A 14,707-nucleotide genomic window follows, 5' to 3' on the forward strand; every position below is an offset into this window, starting at 1 on the left:
TCTATATGACCTGTGTTTAACGGGTGCTCTGCTGATTGTCGCTGCCGATCTGACTCTTGTTTTTCAAGAAGAACATCGCCACAATCGTCAGCACGTATGGCAGCATGGCAGTGAACTGGGTCGGAAGCGAAAAGCCCTGCAACCGAATACTAAGGGCATCCATCAACCCGAACAAAAAGCTCGAAGCCAAAATACCGAGTGGATGCGACTGCCCCATCATCATCGCTACCAATGCGATAAAGCCCCGGCCAGCCGTCATTCCTTCTGTAAACATCGTGACTTGCCCCAGTGAAAGCTGTGCCCCTGCAATCCCGCACAATGCGCCACTCATCACAATCGCCAGCATCTGAAGTCCCGTCACTTTCAGACCGAGACTGCGTGCCGCAACGGGATTCAGACCAACTGCGAGGACGCGGAAGCCCGTAACCGTCCGATAAAAGAACACATACAACAGAATGGCAGCCAAAAACGCAAAATACACGAGCGGCGAATGACCAGAGACAATGCCTCCGATGACTGGAATATCGTGAATAAAAGGAATCTCGACGGTTGGCAAGCCAACCATATCCTTATCGTAAAACGCCCCTTTGACACCGAAGATCGCCCGCAGTGCAAATGTCGTCAACCCCAGCGCGAGAAAGTTAATCGCCACACCGACGACGATTTCATTCGCCCTAAGCTTGATCGTCATGTACGCGAATAAGAGAGAAAAGACAATGCTGACCAGCGCTGCAATCAAAACGGCCAGAAAGAGATTCCCGGTAAAATGATTGCCGACGATCGCGGAAAAGGCACCGACCAGTACCAATCCCTCCAAGCCAACATTAAAAATTCCGACACGTGCGCAGAGCGCTCCACCCAAAGCTGCCAACAAGATCGGCGTGACCATCCGAATGGTAGAACTGAGGAGGGACCAATCAAAGAGCTCCATGCGATTCCCCTCCTTTTGCCTTCCGCTTTTTCCACCAGTCGTAGCTGAACTTGGCGGAGATGAACAATATCAATACGGCTTGTATAACACTTGCCAGCTCCAGCGGCACATCCGTATTGCGCTCTACACCCATGGCTCCTGTCTGAAAAGCAGCAAGCAGGATCGAAGTCACAATGATGCCAAGCGGATGCGAGTTCGCAAGCAGAGCGGCCATCAGCCCCGTCCAGGCGAATCCTGGTACGGTCAGGGCACCGTCAACAAAACGATAGTGCGCCCCCATTACCTCTACGGTTCCCGCCAAGCCAGCCAGTCCACCACTGGCAAACATCCCGGTCAGCATCACCCGAATGCGATTAATTCCTCCGTATTGAGCAAACAGCGAGTTTTGACCCAGCATCTTCACTTCATAGCCAAAAGGCGTAAAACGAAGTACCCAGAACAACAGCAGCGCTGCAACGATCGCAAACAAAAACCCTGCATGCACGCTCATCCCGGCAAACAGCTTCGGAAGCCAAGCGCTTTTCTCCAGCATGACGGTCTGTGCCAGTGCCGCAGAACCCGAGCGATCCCGGAATGGCTCTGTCACGAGATAGCTCGCAAACAATACCGCGATATAGTTGAAAAGCAACGTAGAGATGAGCAACGGAATACGAAAGCGGGCTTCCATAAAGCCTGGCAACAACGCCCAGAACCCACCGACTGCCATCCCTGCGAAAATACCCGCCACAATTTTGATCATTCCCGGTGCTGGCAAGTAGATCGCAACTAACGCAGCACTGACGGCACCCAGCACCATTTGCCCTTCCGCCCCAAGATTGAATACTCCTGCCCGAAATGCGAGGGAAAGACCCAAGGCAATCAGCATGATAGGCGTGGCTCTCGCTAATGTAGACGTAAAGAAATAAAAACTACCAAAGGCCCCTTTCCACATTTCCTGGTAGGTGCCCAAGATCGATTCGCCAACTGCAGCAATGACCAGCGCCCCGGTCAACAAACCGATGACGACAGCCAAGAACGGCTGAACCAATGACTTAGATAGCTCTTTGATTGCTGCCATGAATGCTTCCCCCCGCCATGATCACGCTGATTTTTTCTTCGGTTGCCTCCAGGCGTGAAAGCTCTCCAGCGATTCGCCCTTTATACATGACCAAAACCCTGTCAGACAAGGCGAGAATTTCGGACAACTCGGAGGAGACGAGCAAGATCCCGTCTCCCTGATTGCGCTTTTCAATCAGCGCCTGATGGATGTACTCCATGGCACCGATATCCACCCCTCGCGTAGGCTCAGCCGCAATCAAAAACGGGGTTTCATGTCCCAGCTCCCTTGCTACGATCAGCTTTTGCAAATTTCCACCTGACAGATTCCCTGCCAGCTCCTGCAATTGTCGAGAGCCAGTTTTGATGGCAAACTGCTCAACCCAGCCTTTTACGACTTGGCGGAATTTCTCCCGCAAAACGACGCCTCGGCGGTTGTAAGCAGGCTTTCGCTGATAGCCCATCAACGCATTTTCCTCGACACTTGAGAGTTTGGCCGTTCCCCACAGGTAACGATCCTCCGGAATATGAGCCAAACCGGCATCCCGAATGGTGACTACTGATTTATTCGTCACATCTTTGCCGCCTAACCGCACCGTACCCTCCTGTGCCGCACGCAAACCACTGATCGCTTGCAGCAGCTCGGATTGACCATTCCCGGAAACACCTGCAATTCCTACGATTTCGCCGTGATGCACGGTAAAGCTGACTTGATCGAGCAATGTCTGCTTTTCTCGAACCGTGAGATTCTCCACCTGCAACAAGGGGCCTTTATCCAGAGGAACTCGCTCAGCTAGCTCCTGTAATTCACGTCCAACCATCAATCTTGCCAAATCATCCGCATTTGTCTCATTCCGCAAAACCGTTCCCGTCACTTTGCCTCCGCGCAGTACCGTAATACGATCGGCTACCTCCATGACTTCCTGCAACTTATGTGTAATCAAAATGACGCTCTTGCCACTCTCTGCCAGGTTTCGAATCGTTTGCAGCAGGTCGCGTACCTCCAGCGGAGTAAGTACAGCGGTAGGCTCGTCCAGCACGATAATATCCGCTCCTTGATACAGGACCTTAAGAATTTCGACCCGTTGCTGTTCCCCAATCGAGCAATTCGCTACCTTGGTCTGCGGATGAATCGGAATGCGATACTGCTCACTAAGCGCACGCACCTTGTCCTCCGCGTCATTTCTTTTGAAAAAACCCGCTTGTTTCGGCTCGTAGCCGATCACGATATTTTCAGTCACACTAAATTCTCCGAAGAGCATAAAGTGCTGGTGAACCATCCCGATTCCATTTCGAATCGCGTCCTCTGGTCCGCGAAAAACAACTGGCTTTCCGTTTAACACGATCTCTCCCGACGTCGGCTGCTCCATCCCGTACAGCATCCGCATCAGTGTCGTTTTGCCCGCTCCATTTTCCCCGACAATCGCGTGGACTTCTCCTGCTGCCAGTGAGAACGACACCTTGTCGTTGGCGGTAAAATCTCCGTACTTCTTGGTCATGGCCCTCATTTCCAAGCGATCGGTCATTCCCACTCCCTCATTTCTGTACGTCCTTTTATGAAAATGGAAGACCGACTACACAGCCGTAGTCGGTCACATCCATCACTGTGCACAAGCTTTAAATAATTGTTCAAAAAGTTAGCTTTTCAGCACCGAACTACCTTATTAGAACTTGTCTGGTACTTGGCGGGTGCCTGCTACTATCTCATCACTGATCGCTTTCACTTTATCCACGACTTCTTGTCCAATAAAAGCGTTCAGAGGCGTTTTGCTTTCGTGCGTGACATAGGTTACGCCAACACCTTTTTCTTTCAAGCCGTACGCAACAACACCTGGTTTGAACGTTCCTTCTACAAAGTTCTTCACGGTTTCATAAGCTGCCGCGTCGGTCCCTTTCAATTGGGACAGAACGATATGCTCTGGATCGATCGTCGTACGGTCAACGTCCTGACCTGCTGTGAAGAAGCCTTTTTCCTTCGCCGCTTCGAAAACGCCGAGGTCGCCTACAGCTGCTGCACCGTTAATGAAGTCAGCGCCTTTGGAAGCTTGGAGCAAAGCCAATTCCTTCGCTTTTGCCGGGTCAGTGAAGCTTCCTACATAGTTGACCATCAGTTCTGCCTTTGGATTCGTCGCTTTCAAGCCCTCTTCGAAGCCGACTGTCCATTTTTTCAACTGTGGAATATCGAGAGCGACAACCATACCTACTTTGTTCGTTTTCGTTGCCAGACCTGCTGCTGCTCCCACCAGGTAAGCCGCTTCCTGCTCGCGGAAGGTAACACTGCGAACGTTTGGCAAATCCACTACGGTATCAATAATCGCAAAATTACGGTCAGGATTTTCGGTTGCTACTTTTTTCAATGCATCCTCTGATGTAAAGGAAGAAGTGATGATCAAATCATAATTTTCTGCAACAGCCACGCGCAGATTCTCTTCAATCGCTCCATGGTCCGTAGATTCAATCGTTTTCACTTCTGCGCCCAGCTCTTGTGCGGCTTTCTTTGCACCCTCATCCATTTGTTGAAAGAACGGGTTCACACCAATTTTCTCGGGCAAAATCAAGGCAATTCGCTTTTTGTCCGCGCCCTCTTGTCCTGCTGCTTGTCCTCCTGGCTGATCTGCCGGTACGCTTGTGCCAGTCGAGCACCCTGTTGCCAATACTGCGAATGTCGTTAAAGCCAGCAATAACTTCTTCATGATGTATCTCTCCCTATCCGAACTTTACGTTTTTCTTTATCCTATTAGGTAATGTACGGCTTTTTACCCATTTTTTCAATACTATTTACGAATATTCTCTTATAAAATTAATTTATCGTTCGTTTATTTACCCCTCCCCTTTTACAAATACAACAAAAAAAACTCTTCCCGGAGGAAGAGTTTGCGTACGTAGCCGTTCTCTTCCTCATCTGTCAAAACCATGGTACAGGTTTTGCAGGAATTGGCACCTTTCTGTTCATGCATAGACATGATCAGTGGTTGCCGGGCATCATCGGGCCAGTCCCTCCGCCGCTCTTGATAAGGTAGCTGAATATATTTAGTTACAATGGAATTCATTCTAGCAGAACGGTTCGAAAATGCAATTCTTTTTTCTCAATTCCAAACACTTCTAAAAGTGAATAAAAGTTTAAAAAGTCGTCTTTTCAGCATCGAGAAACAACCTATTTCACGTGAAAGGTTTGCTGGAGACGATGAGACAACGTATTCAGCTCGCCCAGCTCTTCCGTAATCTCACGTACTTTTTGATGCTGGTTTTCTGCTGTCGCAAACAGCTCTTCTAAGTTGGCTACCGATTCCTCGGTTACGGCTGTAATGGTCGACATCTCGATGGCAACTTCTCCGGAACGCACTTTTACCCGGTCCATGCTGGAGCTTACTTGATCAGCTGCTTGCAGGAAGGCCATCATCCCGGCACGCACTGCTTCGATGGAGGCCACTGTTTTCACGGCCAGTTCTTGGCCTTTTGCAACAGACGTTTCCCCATTGCTCATATGCTGCACCGCATTCTCACTTTCCTGGTGGAGTGATTTCAGAATGTCGGTAATTTCCTGCGTAGCTGTCGCGCTTTGTTCTGCCAGCTTGCGTACCTCGTCCGCTACAACAGCAAATCCCCGTCCATGTTCGCCTGCACGCGCCGATTCAATCGCCGCATTCAGCGCCAAGAGATTCGTTTGTGTCGCGATCTGATTAATAGCGCCAACAATTTCCTCTACACGGTTCGCCTGCCGATTGAGCTGGTGAATCGTGGAGGCTGCTACATTGACTGCCTGCACGATTTGCTCCATCTGCGAGGACAGCTCGTTCATCATCTGAACGCTTTCTATCAGACGACGGTTGTTTTGTTGCGATTCCGTTTTCATTGCGTTGGTCTGTGTTGTGACTGCCTCGATTTCCTGGTCGATGGATTGAACCTCTTCTTCGATTTTCACCGTAGAATTCGCCTGCGATTCCATACCTGTAGCGACTTCCTTAAAGGCCACCATCATTTCATCTGTATTGCGCTTCGTACCTTCCGCATGCTCATGCACATGATCGCTTGTACGATCCAGCTGTTCCGTCATTTGCTGGATGTTCAAAAGCATTTCTCCCAGACGGCGCTCCTTCTCTTCCGCTTCCTGCCTTGCGTCATCAGCTTTTCGCAAGGAGGCTTGTCCGGCGAGACATAGATACGTGACGGCTCCCATCATCATGAGAATCGTGACAATACGCATAAGCAAATTGAGCTCCGAAAAATCACCTTCGAAAATCTCGTAGGTTCCCGTATAAAATCCAACAATCGTAACGATGATTTGGGCAATTCCCGCTGTAACTACCAGCTTCCAGTCCAAATAGGCTGCCAAAAAGCCCATGACGATAAAGGCGAGGAAGGTAACCTCCTGGTAATCGGTAAAGTGATCGAAGGAAATAGCATAAAACATAAGTCCGATTGCTACCAGATAACGAATGACATGACTATCTCTGCGAATGAAATAATACGGCGAAACAATTAAAGTGACCAGCAATCCCAAGGACGTCACTTTCCAGAAGTTCACATCCACTTGGTAGGCAATGAGTCCCGCCATCCACAAATGATTCCATAGGATGAAAATCATAAAGCCTTCTTTGTCAGTCAAGGTATTGCGAATCAATTGAATCATAATTGCCCCCCTTTTCCTTTTTACTTATGTATCGGATTCTTTCCCCATTATATAGCCAAACCTTTGCCAAATTTGTGAAAAAAGTGAGAACAGCCAAAAACAATTTCGAATAGGCTATTACACAACTCACACGTACAGGAGGCAAACGGAGAAAAGTGGAACTCAATCAATTGCCAGCTACCGTGCTGACACGGACAATTAGCCGTCCGAACACCACCATTTACTACCCGCAATTGGCAGGCCTAGCCAACCAGCAAGCGGAAAAAGATATCAACCGGGCGATTTATCAAACGGTTCAAGGCTTAATTCACGAGCAGCAACGGGTCCAGGTACCGGGAAATACAGAAATGCAAGGAAGCTACGAAATCAAGACAAACGAACGCGGCATTTTCAGTGTCGTGTTGAGCAACTACGCCTACACACCGCAAATGGCTCACGGCATGACCTTTCTCGGGTCAATCACCGCAGATATCCAAACAGGCAAGCTGTATACGCTGCGTGAATTATTCAAGCCAGGAAGCGATTACGTCAAGGTGATTTCTGAAAACATCAAGCGTCAAATCAAAGAAAGAAGCATCCCCACACTCAATGGCTTTACTTCGATTAAGCCCGATCAAGATTATTACCTAGCCGACAAAGCACTGGTCATCTACTTCCAGTTGTACGAAATTACGCCTTACTACGTCGGTTTCCCCATGTTCCCCATTTCGGTTTATGAACTGGAGCCGCTCATCAATGAAAAAGGACCGTTGAGTATCTTGTCCGCAGATTAATGTATCACCATATTTTTCAGCCAGGTGAGTGTCTTCTTCCATGACACTCGCCTGATTCTATTTGTGTCAGAAAATCCATTATTTCGCCATCGAATAAACGTTTACTTATATGTACGAAACTGCTAGTATGTTATTGTACATATTTACTTAAGCAATAAAGTGTACGATATATCGAACCAGCTTTCCTGGAGGTATATATTCATGCAATATTATGGTCATCGAATTAGCCAAACCGCAAGAATATTCAGTAAATCGTTAAATGGGACTATGTCTCCCATGGGATTATACAGTTCGCAATGGGGGATTATCCTTTGCTTGCATTACCGTGAATCGCTCACCCAGGTTCAATTGAGTAACTACCTGAATGTGGAAGCGCCAACGATTACCCGGACACTCACCCGATTGGAAGAGATGGGCTGGATTATTCGCTCAGAGGGTGATGACAAGCGTGAGCGCTATGTGTCCTTGTCTCCGCAAGCAGTCGAACGGTTCCCGGAATGGCTGGAAGCTGCCAAAGAGCAAGAGGAACTGGCACTCCGCGGCCTTGACGAAGCAGAACTCGCTATCTTTAACCGCGTACTGAAGAAAATGAACGATAATTTGCAGCCATTGTAGCAAGTAAAAAATGACTTCTCCCAAAAGCAGTTTGGTGAAGTCATTTTTTGTTAGCCATTTTTCCTTGTGCTATGGATGATGGTGTTGAGCTCTTGTTCCAATTGAATCAGTTCAAGCTGTATCTGTTGCTTTTGCAATTGTTTTTTCTGTTGCAGTACTTGTTTTTTCAAATCATTTGATTCTTTGTCATTTGCCTCTTTCGCTGTAGAAGTATCCTGGTCTGGTTCCACCTGTCCAGTCGAGCCTATAGCAGCTAGGAAGGCACCCAAAACTGCGATCCACCCGCCTACTGCTACCAGCTCATTCGCCAGATTTTTTTCGATCATTCTTCTTCCCTCCGTTTTTGGATGGTTCCTCCTGTAAATTCTTCTTTATATCTTGTATACTGTCTCGTAATTGAGCAATTTGCTGTTCAATTCGTTTGAATTGCATATCTTCATCATTGTCATTGCCATTCTTATTCTTCCCATTGATTTGCTTGTTCAATTGAATGAGCGGCTGCATCAACTTCTCCTTGTCGCAGGCAGGCTTTTGACTTAATCTGGTTGTTTTATCGATGGCGAGTATGACAAAGCCAATCGAAATGATCCAAAGTGCTATTACAGCGGTATCGTCATTCTCATCACAAAAAAACATAGATACCTCCATGCCAACAAAAGGTCGTGGTTTGATTATTGGCCCTTCTATACAATACGCTTCTGCCTAGTTCCTCGTGACATCGGGACCATCACTTTCCTGATGTTGTTCTGTCATGCAAAAAGGCTCCCCACCAAGCACACTCGTGCCCAGCAAGAAGCCTATTTGTTCTGATCGTATTCGTTATTGCATGCGTTTCGCGATATTGCGAGCCATCCAGACCCCAGCAGCTCCGGCCTGTGCCAGACCACGTGTAATTCCGGCACCATCCCCGCCACAGAACAATCCCTTGATTTCTGTTTCGAATTCCTCCGTCAGTTTCGGACGTGCCGAGTAGAATTTTGCTTCCACTCCGTAGAACAATGTGTGCTCGGAGGCAATTCCCGGTGTTACCTTGTCCAGAGCTTCCACCATCTCGATCAAACTTTTCATCGTGTTGTAAGGCAACACGAGTCCCAAATCACCCGGTACCGCTTCCTTCAGAGTAGGCTCCAGGAAGCCTTCCTTAATACGCGACTCTGTGGAACGGCGACCGCGCAAAATATCGCCGTACTTTTGCACGATGACCCCACCGTTTGACAGATCATTCGCTCGCTTGCAAATTTCTCTCGCGTACTCATTCGGCTTATCAAACGGCTCTGTAAACGTATGCGATACCAAGAGCGCAAAGTTCGTATTCATCGAGCCCAGCGCTGGGTCTTTGTAAGAGTGCCCGTTTGCTGCCATCACTCCACTATGGTTTTCCACGACTACGTGACCGGATGGATTGCTGCAAAACGTCCGTACACGCGTTCCGACAGATGTATTGAAAATGAATTTTCCTTCGTACAAGTGTTCATTGATTTCGCGCATGACGACATCGGACGTCTCCACACGTACGCCTACGTCGACTTGATTGTTGTACATTTTCAGGCGACGCTTTTTCAGGATATCCGTCAACCAAGCGGAGCCATCACGTCCTGGTCCGATTACCACGTAATCAGCTTCATACTCTTGGCCGTTTTTCAAGACGACACCTTTTACCTGATGTCCGTCTGCTTCTTTCACCGTAATGATGTCCTCGACCTCCGTCTTGAACATCATGTCGACATGCTTTTTCAAATGCTCGAAGATCGACTGGAGAATCTCCAGGTTTTGCTCCGTTCCCAAGTGACGTACCTGTGCTCGCAACAGCTTGAGTCCTGCTGCATAGCCGCGCTGCTCGATGCTCTTGATCGTCTCTGTGGTCGGGTCCGTAATCGAGTGGGTAGCCCCATGCTCCAAATTGATTTCATCTACGTATTTGATCAGCCCAAGTACAGTGGAAGGGCTGAGATAGTCTGTCATCCAACCGCCAAATTCGGTGGTGATGTTAAATTTTCCATCGCTATAGGCGCCTGCTCCACCAAAACCACTGGTAATCGAACAGGCCGGCAAACAGCCTGCGAATTCTTTTTTTCCTGCTGGCGGCGGGCAGAGCTTGATCTTTTCCTCCAAGATCGGACAGCGTCTGCTATAGATGTCATGCCCTTTATCAATCAACAGCACCTTGGCATTCGGTGCTTTTCGCATTACCTCGTAGCATGTAAAAATCCCTGCTGGTCCTGCTCCTACAACGATCACATCATACTTGTTCATTTCGTTCCCTCCCCAAAAAAATGCAAAAAATTCCCGGCCGACGAATAGGGTATACCAAACCTGCCCTATTCGTAGCCGGGAATTTACGGTTCCCTGTAGAGACCCTCAAACCATATTTCTGAGGATATACGAATACAAATCACTATTTCATTCGTCAAGCCTGTGTTGTTCTTCACAACAATATGTATAGTAGCTTATAAGGTGAATCAAGTCAACCGAAAACAGCCTATTTATTCGTCTTTTAAAGTTATTTTTATCGTAAACATGCCTTTACAATCCGCTAACACACCAAAATCCGAACGTTTAAAAACGAACATTCGTTATTTCTATACATGACGCTCATCTGATCAGGAAGGAATCAATCACAAACGAATAGAATAGAAAGAATTTTAAGAAATATTTTTTGATCATTATTTTTCCAAAAAAGGATGAGGCCAGTACATGCGGGATTATCGCTATTATCAGTCTGCCTTTGCCGGTGTTCCCAAGCCGTTCGCTTTCGTCGACCTAGATCTGCTGGAGGAAAATGCGGAGCAAATCAGTTTGCAAAGCAATGGAAAACCCGTTCGAATCGCGAGCAAGTCGATCCGAAGCGTTGCCATTCTCAAACATATATTGCAGTTGGACGATTGCTTTCGTGGTCTCATGTGCTATTCCGCTCCTGAGGTGCTTCACCTGTGCGAGGCAGGCTTCGATGACCTGCTACTTGGCTATCCCCTCTGGGAAAAAAGCTGGCTTTTGTCCATCGCCTCTGAGATTAAAAATGGACGCTCCATTACTTTGATGATCGACTCTCTCCCTCATGTCGAACAGCTCGAACAAATCGCCCGGGAAACAGGAACCAAACTGCCGGTCTGTCTCGATATCGACATGTCGTCTGATGTGTTGGGGCTGCATTTCGGCGTCTGGCGCTCTCCTCTTCGCTCTCTCGAGGCGTCCCTCTCCCTTGCCAAGCGCGTTGCTTCCTCCGATCATCTCTACCTAGATGGTGTCATGGGGTACGAAGCTCAAATTGCTGGCGTAGGTGATCGATACCCTCGTCAATTCCTGAAAAACAGCATCATTCGTCTCCTCAAGCAATATTCCGTGAAAGAAGTGGCTGCTCGACGTGCCACACTGGTGCATGCCATTCGCGAGCTAGGCATTTCTCTGCGCTTCGTAAACGGTGGAGGAACGGGCAGCTTGCACTTGACCGGGAAAGAAGACGCTGTTACAGAGGTGACAGCAGGCTCCGGATTTTTTTCGCCTGGGCTCTTTGACTACTTTCAAGATTTTCGGTTTCATCCTGCTGCCGGATTTGCTCTGGAGATTATCCGCAAGCCCACAGAGCATATCTACACATGTGCCGGCGGAGGCTACATCGCCTCTGGTTCTGCTGGGCGTGACAGACTCCCCAAGCCTTACTTGCCAACGGGAGCAAAGCTGTTCCCCAACGAAGGAGCAGGTGAAGTACAGACACCGATCCACTATCAAGGCATGGAAACGCTGGAGTTGGGAGACCCGATCTTTTTCCGCCATGCTAAAGCAGGAGAGCTCTGCGAACGTTTTACCCGGCTGTATTGCATCTCTGGCGGGAAAATCATCGAGGAAGTGACCACCTATCGGGGGGATGGATTATGCTCACTGTAAAGAAGCACGCGAATCACTGGACCAATTGGACAGGAAATGTACAAAGCCAGCCAAAGCAAATCGCGATGCCAGAGTCCGTAGATGAGGTCGTACAGCATGTCCTTGCTTGCCAAAAGGCAGGTACACGGATTCGAGTCGTCGGCTCCGGCCATTCCTTCACGCGGCTCGTCCAGACAGAAGATTGCTTGCTATCCCTGGATCATCTCCAAGGAATCGTCAGTGTAGATCCTGCCTCTGATACCGTTGAAGTCTGGGCAGGCACCAAGCTCAAGACACTCGGACACCTCCTGCATCAAGCGGGCTACTCCCAAGAAAACCTCGGAGACATTAACGCCCAGTCCATTGCAGGGGCCGTCAGCACCGGAACGCATGGCACAGGCATTTATTTTGGCAGCATCTCCACGCAAGTCGTCGGGCTGACAGTCGTGACCGCCTCCGGCGAAGTCTTGGAAGTATCTGAGCAATCCCGGCCGGAGCTGTTCAAAGCCATGCAAGTCTCTCTTGGTCTCTTGGGCATCATCGTACGCGTCAAGCTGCGTGTCCTCCCAGCCTATCGCCTGCGCTACCAAAGCCGTCGCATGCAACTAGAGGAGTGCCTGTCCTCTCTGGAGACGTTTAAAACCGAGCATCGGCATTTCGAATTTTTTATCTTCCCGTATTCGGATACCGTTCAGGTAAAATTCATGAACGAGACCAACGATCCCCCCAGCGGCAATCAACGATGGAGCTATTTGAAAAAAATGGTGGTGGAAAATGGGCTGTTTTGGCTCTTGTCCGAGAGCTGCCGATTGCGCCCTTCTCTCACCAAAAGCGTCAGCAGGCTGTCCGCCCAAAGCGTTCCCTCTGTCCACGAGAGCGGCTACAGCCATCAGCTTTTCGCCACTCCTCGCCTTGTTCGTTTTTACGAAATGGAATACTGCCTACCCGCTGAGCATATGGGCGATGCCATACTGGAGCTGCGTCAGGCGATTGAGCAGGAGGGCTTTGCCGTTCATTTTCCGCTGGAATGTCGGTACGTCAAAAAGGACGACATCTGGCTCAGTCCCGCTTACGAAAGGGATAGTGCCTTCATTGCCGTCCACATGTACAAGGGCATGCCGTACGAAGCATACTTTACCCGGATGGAGGAGATTTTCGCCCGATATGGCGGACGTCCACACTGGGGAAAAATGCACAGCATGACCGCCGAACAGCTCCATCAGGTCTATCCGCGCTTGCCCGATTTCCTCGCCATTCGCTCTGAGCTCGACCCTGATGGCTTGTTCGTGAACCCGTATCTAGCCGAGCTGTTCGACATCTCCTGAAGACCATCCTTACGCCACAAAAATGCCCCGACCCTATCATCATGGCAGGGGCATTTTTCTATTGAGTAGGAAGACTTAGCCTTGCGTTGGGAGATCCGGTTGATGCGCCTTTTTGCGTCCATAGCGCACATAATAGAAGGTATAGAACAGCACGAGTGCACCAATTCCGTAGAAGAGTCCAATTCGCTGTGTCGGGTCAAACGCCGGGAAGATCAGAATGAATGTGCATAGCGCCAGACACAGGAGCGGCATCACCGGGTAAAACGGTGCGACGAACTGTAAATCTTCTATTTTTCCACCCTCACGCAAGTATTGACGGCGGAAATTGAACTGAGAGAGAGCAATTCCCATCCATGTGAAGGTAACCGCAATACCTGATACAGACATGAGCAGCACGTATACCGTATCCGCTGCAACTACGCTGGTTAACAGAGACAGAAGCGAGAACGCCAGTGTCGCCAAGAGTGCGTTCAAGGGCACTTTACGCTTGGTCAACTTCCCAAAAACAGGATGCGCCATATTGCTATGGGAAAGGGACCACAACAAGCGAGTGGCTGCGTACAAGCATGAGTTACCGACAGACAACAAAGCCGTCAAGATAACGAAGTTCATGATATCCGCTGCAAAAGGAATCCCCACTGCATCAAATACCGTCACAAACGGGCTCTCCAAGAGTCCCAGCTCACTCGATGGAAAGAGTGCGGACAAGATCGTGACTGACGCCACATAGAACACGAGAATGCGAAACACAACGTTGCGAATCGCCCGCGGAATGGTCTTCTGCGGGTCTTCTGCCTCCCCGGCTGCAATTCCGATCAGTTCAGAGCCTTGATAAGAGAATACGACGTTCATCATCGTCACAAAGACGATCGCAATGCCAAACGGGAATAGTCCTCCATCTGCCGAGAAGTTGGAGAGAAACGGAGCTGGCCTACCTTCCATACTGACAATACCGAATATAGCACCTAGTCCGACAATAATAAAAATAAGAACGGCTAATACTTTAATTCCGGCAAACCAGTACTCGGTTTCTGCAAACCCTTTTGTCGTGAGCGCATTGAAGGTAAAGAGCAAAACGATAAAGAGCGCGCACCAAATCCAGATCGGTGTATCCGGGAACCACCGTTGCATAACCATGCCCGCGGCAGTAAACTCTACCCCGGCCGTTGTAGCTGACCCTAGCCAATACATCCATCCCAGTGTAAACCCACTCGCCGGACCAATATACTTGCTGGCGTAGGCTTGGAAAGAGCCTGTTACTGGCATTTTTACAGAAAGCTCACCCAGGCACGTCATGACCAGATACAGTAAAATCCCGCCGATGATATAGGCGACAAGCGCTCCGCCAGGTCCAGCCTGATTGATCGTGAAACCAGCATTGAGGAAGAGCCCTGTCCCGATCACGCCACCTAACGACAGCATAAACATGTGGCGACTTTTCATGGAGCGTTCTAGCTGTGTGTCTCTTTCATTCCCAGTGTTCATATGATTCCTCTCTTTCACCAGCTTATTAAGAGGTCTATCAGGGGTCTATAAA

The 14,707-nt window shown here is 49.0% G+C and carries 13 protein-coding genes and 2 riboswitches; of the genes, 4 read left to right on the top strand and 9 right to left on the bottom strand.

Annotated features, from left to right (window positions below):
- Window positions 1-16: 16 nt before the first annotated feature.
- The 5 genes from HPY27_RS13895 to HPY27_RS13915 all read right to left on the bottom strand — a co-directional run bounded on the left by HPY27_RS13895 (window position 17) and on the right by HPY27_RS13915 (window position 6,596).
- Window positions 17-931 carry an ABC transporter permease gene (locus HPY27_RS13895; RefSeq protein ID WP_017252473.1) on the bottom strand — a complete coding sequence of 305 codons (915 nt, stop codon included), beginning with the start codon at window positions 929-931 and terminating at the stop codon, window positions 17-19.
- Window positions 918-1,988 carry an ABC transporter permease gene (locus HPY27_RS13900; RefSeq protein WP_017252474.1) on the bottom strand — a complete coding sequence of 357 codons (1,071 nt, stop codon included), beginning with the start codon at window positions 1,986-1,988 and terminating at the stop codon, window positions 918-920. The genes HPY27_RS13895 and HPY27_RS13900 overlap by 14 nt, the downstream gene beginning before the upstream one ends.
- Window positions 1,963-3,492: an ABC transporter ATP-binding protein gene (locus HPY27_RS13905; RefSeq protein ID WP_174225255.1), complete on the bottom strand. Its 1,530-nt coding sequence runs from the start codon at window positions 3,490-3,492 to the stop codon at window positions 1,963-1,965. Before HPY27_RS13905 ends, HPY27_RS13900 begins: the two co-directional genes overlap by 26 nt.
- Window positions 3,493-3,630: 138 nt before the next feature.
- Complete coding sequence (locus HPY27_RS13910) at window positions 3,631-4,659, bottom strand: BMP family lipoprotein (RefSeq protein WP_017252476.1); 1,029 nt, start codon at window positions 4,657-4,659, stop codon at window positions 3,631-3,633.
- Window positions 4,660-4,861: 202 nt separating this feature from the next.
- A riboswitch (SAM riboswitch) is annotated at window positions 4,862-4,984 on the bottom strand.
- Between the two features lie 136 nt (window positions 4,985-5,120).
- Window positions 5,121-6,596, bottom strand: a complete 1,476-nt coding sequence (locus HPY27_RS13915; protein ID WP_017252477.1) for a methyl-accepting chemotaxis protein — start codon at window positions 6,594-6,596, stop codon at window positions 5,121-5,123.
- A 155-nt stretch (window positions 6,597-6,751) separates the two neighbouring features.
- On the opposite strand from HPY27_RS13915, the gene HPY27_RS13920 reads away from it, so the two are divergent.
- A complete protein-coding gene (locus HPY27_RS13920) occupies window positions 6,752-7,369 on the top strand; it encodes a DUF3298 and DUF4163 domain-containing protein (protein WP_017252478.1) in 618 nt (205 codons plus the stop codon).
- 201 nt (window positions 7,370-7,570) lie between these two features.
- Window positions 7,571-7,984: a MarR family winged helix-turn-helix transcriptional regulator gene (locus HPY27_RS13925; RefSeq protein WP_007720039.1), complete on the top strand. Its 414-nt coding sequence runs from the start codon at window positions 7,571-7,573 to the stop codon at window positions 7,982-7,984.
- 50 nt (window positions 7,985-8,034) lie between these two features.
- On the opposite strand, the gene HPY27_RS13930 is transcribed toward HPY27_RS13925, so the two are convergent.
- The 3 genes from HPY27_RS13930 to HPY27_RS13940 form a co-directional block, all read right to left on the bottom strand.
- Window positions 8,035-8,310: a hypothetical protein gene (locus HPY27_RS13930; RefSeq protein ID WP_017252481.1), complete on the bottom strand. Its 276-nt coding sequence runs from the start codon at window positions 8,308-8,310 to the stop codon at window positions 8,035-8,037.
- Entirely contained in the window at window positions 8,285-8,620 is a 336-nt protein-coding gene (locus tag HPY27_RS13935) for a hypothetical protein (RefSeq protein WP_017252482.1), read from the bottom strand. Before HPY27_RS13935 ends, HPY27_RS13930 begins: the two co-directional genes overlap by 26 nt.
- Window positions 8,621-8,803: 183 nt before the next feature.
- Complete coding sequence (locus tag HPY27_RS13940) at window positions 8,804-10,237, bottom strand: NAD(P)/FAD-dependent oxidoreductase (protein WP_017252483.1); 1,434 nt, start codon at window positions 10,235-10,237, stop codon at window positions 8,804-8,806.
- A gap of 52 nt (window positions 10,238-10,289) precedes the next feature.
- Window positions 10,290-10,389: riboswitch (purine riboswitch) on the bottom strand.
- Window positions 10,390-10,678: 289 nt separating this feature from the next.
- On the opposite strand from HPY27_RS13940, the gene HPY27_RS13945 reads away from it, so the two are divergent.
- A complete protein-coding gene (locus HPY27_RS13945; RefSeq protein ID WP_017252484.1) occupies window positions 10,679-11,866 on the top strand; it encodes an amino acid deaminase/aldolase in 1,188 nt (395 codons plus the stop codon).
- A complete protein-coding gene (locus HPY27_RS13950; RefSeq protein ID WP_174225256.1) occupies window positions 11,854-13,170 on the top strand; it encodes a D-arabinono-1,4-lactone oxidase in 1,317 nt (438 codons plus the stop codon). Before HPY27_RS13945 ends, HPY27_RS13950 begins: the two co-directional genes overlap by 13 nt.
- Window positions 13,171-13,245: 75 nt before the next feature.
- Here HPY27_RS13950 and HPY27_RS13955 read toward each other — a convergent pair whose 3' ends face one another.
- Window positions 13,246-14,655, bottom strand: a complete 1,410-nt coding sequence (locus HPY27_RS13955; protein WP_174225257.1) for an amino acid permease — start codon at window positions 14,653-14,655, stop codon at window positions 13,246-13,248.
- Window positions 14,656-14,707: the final 52 nt, after the last annotated feature.

The organism is Brevibacillus sp. HB1.1 (genome assembly GCF_013332445.1).
GTDB lineage: Bacteria > Bacillota > Bacilli > Brevibacillales > Brevibacillaceae > Brevibacillus > Brevibacillus porteri.

Coding starts and splice junctions, on each gene's coding strand:
- HPY27_RS13895 (WP_017252473.1), bottom strand. CDS start 931: ATGGAGCTCTTTGATTGGTCCCTCCTCAGTTCTACCATTCGGATGGTC.
- HPY27_RS13900 (WP_017252474.1), bottom strand. CDS start 1,988: ATGGCAGCAATCAAAGAGCTATCTAAGTCATTGGTTCAGCCGTTCTTG.
- HPY27_RS13905 (WP_174225255.1), bottom strand. CDS start 3,492: ATGACCGATCGCTTGGAAATGAGGGCCATGACCAAGAAGTACGGAGAT.
- HPY27_RS13910 (WP_017252476.1), bottom strand. CDS start 4,659: ATGAAGAAGTTATTGCTGGCTTTAACGACATTCGCAGTATTGGCAACA.
- HPY27_RS13915 (WP_017252477.1), bottom strand. CDS start 6,596: ATGATTCAATTGATTCGCAATACCTTGACTGACAAAGAAGGCTTTATG.
- HPY27_RS13925 (WP_007720039.1), top strand. CDS start 7,571: ATGCAATATTATGGTCATCGAATTAGCCAAACCGCAAGAATATTCAGT.
- HPY27_RS13930 (WP_017252481.1), bottom strand. CDS start 8,310: ATGATCGAAAAAAATCTGGCGAATGAGCTGGTAGCAGTAGGCGGGTGG.
- HPY27_RS13935 (WP_017252482.1), bottom strand. CDS start 8,620: ATGTTTTTTTGTGATGAGAATGACGATACCGCTGTAATAGCACTTTGG.
- HPY27_RS13940 (WP_017252483.1), bottom strand. CDS start 10,237: ATGAACAAGTATGATGTGATCGTTGTAGGAGCAGGACCAGCAGGGATT.
- HPY27_RS13945 (WP_017252484.1), top strand. CDS start 10,679: ATGCGGGATTATCGCTATTATCAGTCTGCCTTTGCCGGTGTTCCCAAG.
- HPY27_RS13950 (WP_174225256.1), top strand. CDS start 11,854: ATGCTCACTGTAAAGAAGCACGCGAATCACTGGACCAATTGGACAGGA.
- HPY27_RS13955 (WP_174225257.1), bottom strand. CDS start 14,655: ATGAACACTGGGAATGAAAGAGACACACAGCTAGAACGCTCCATGAAA.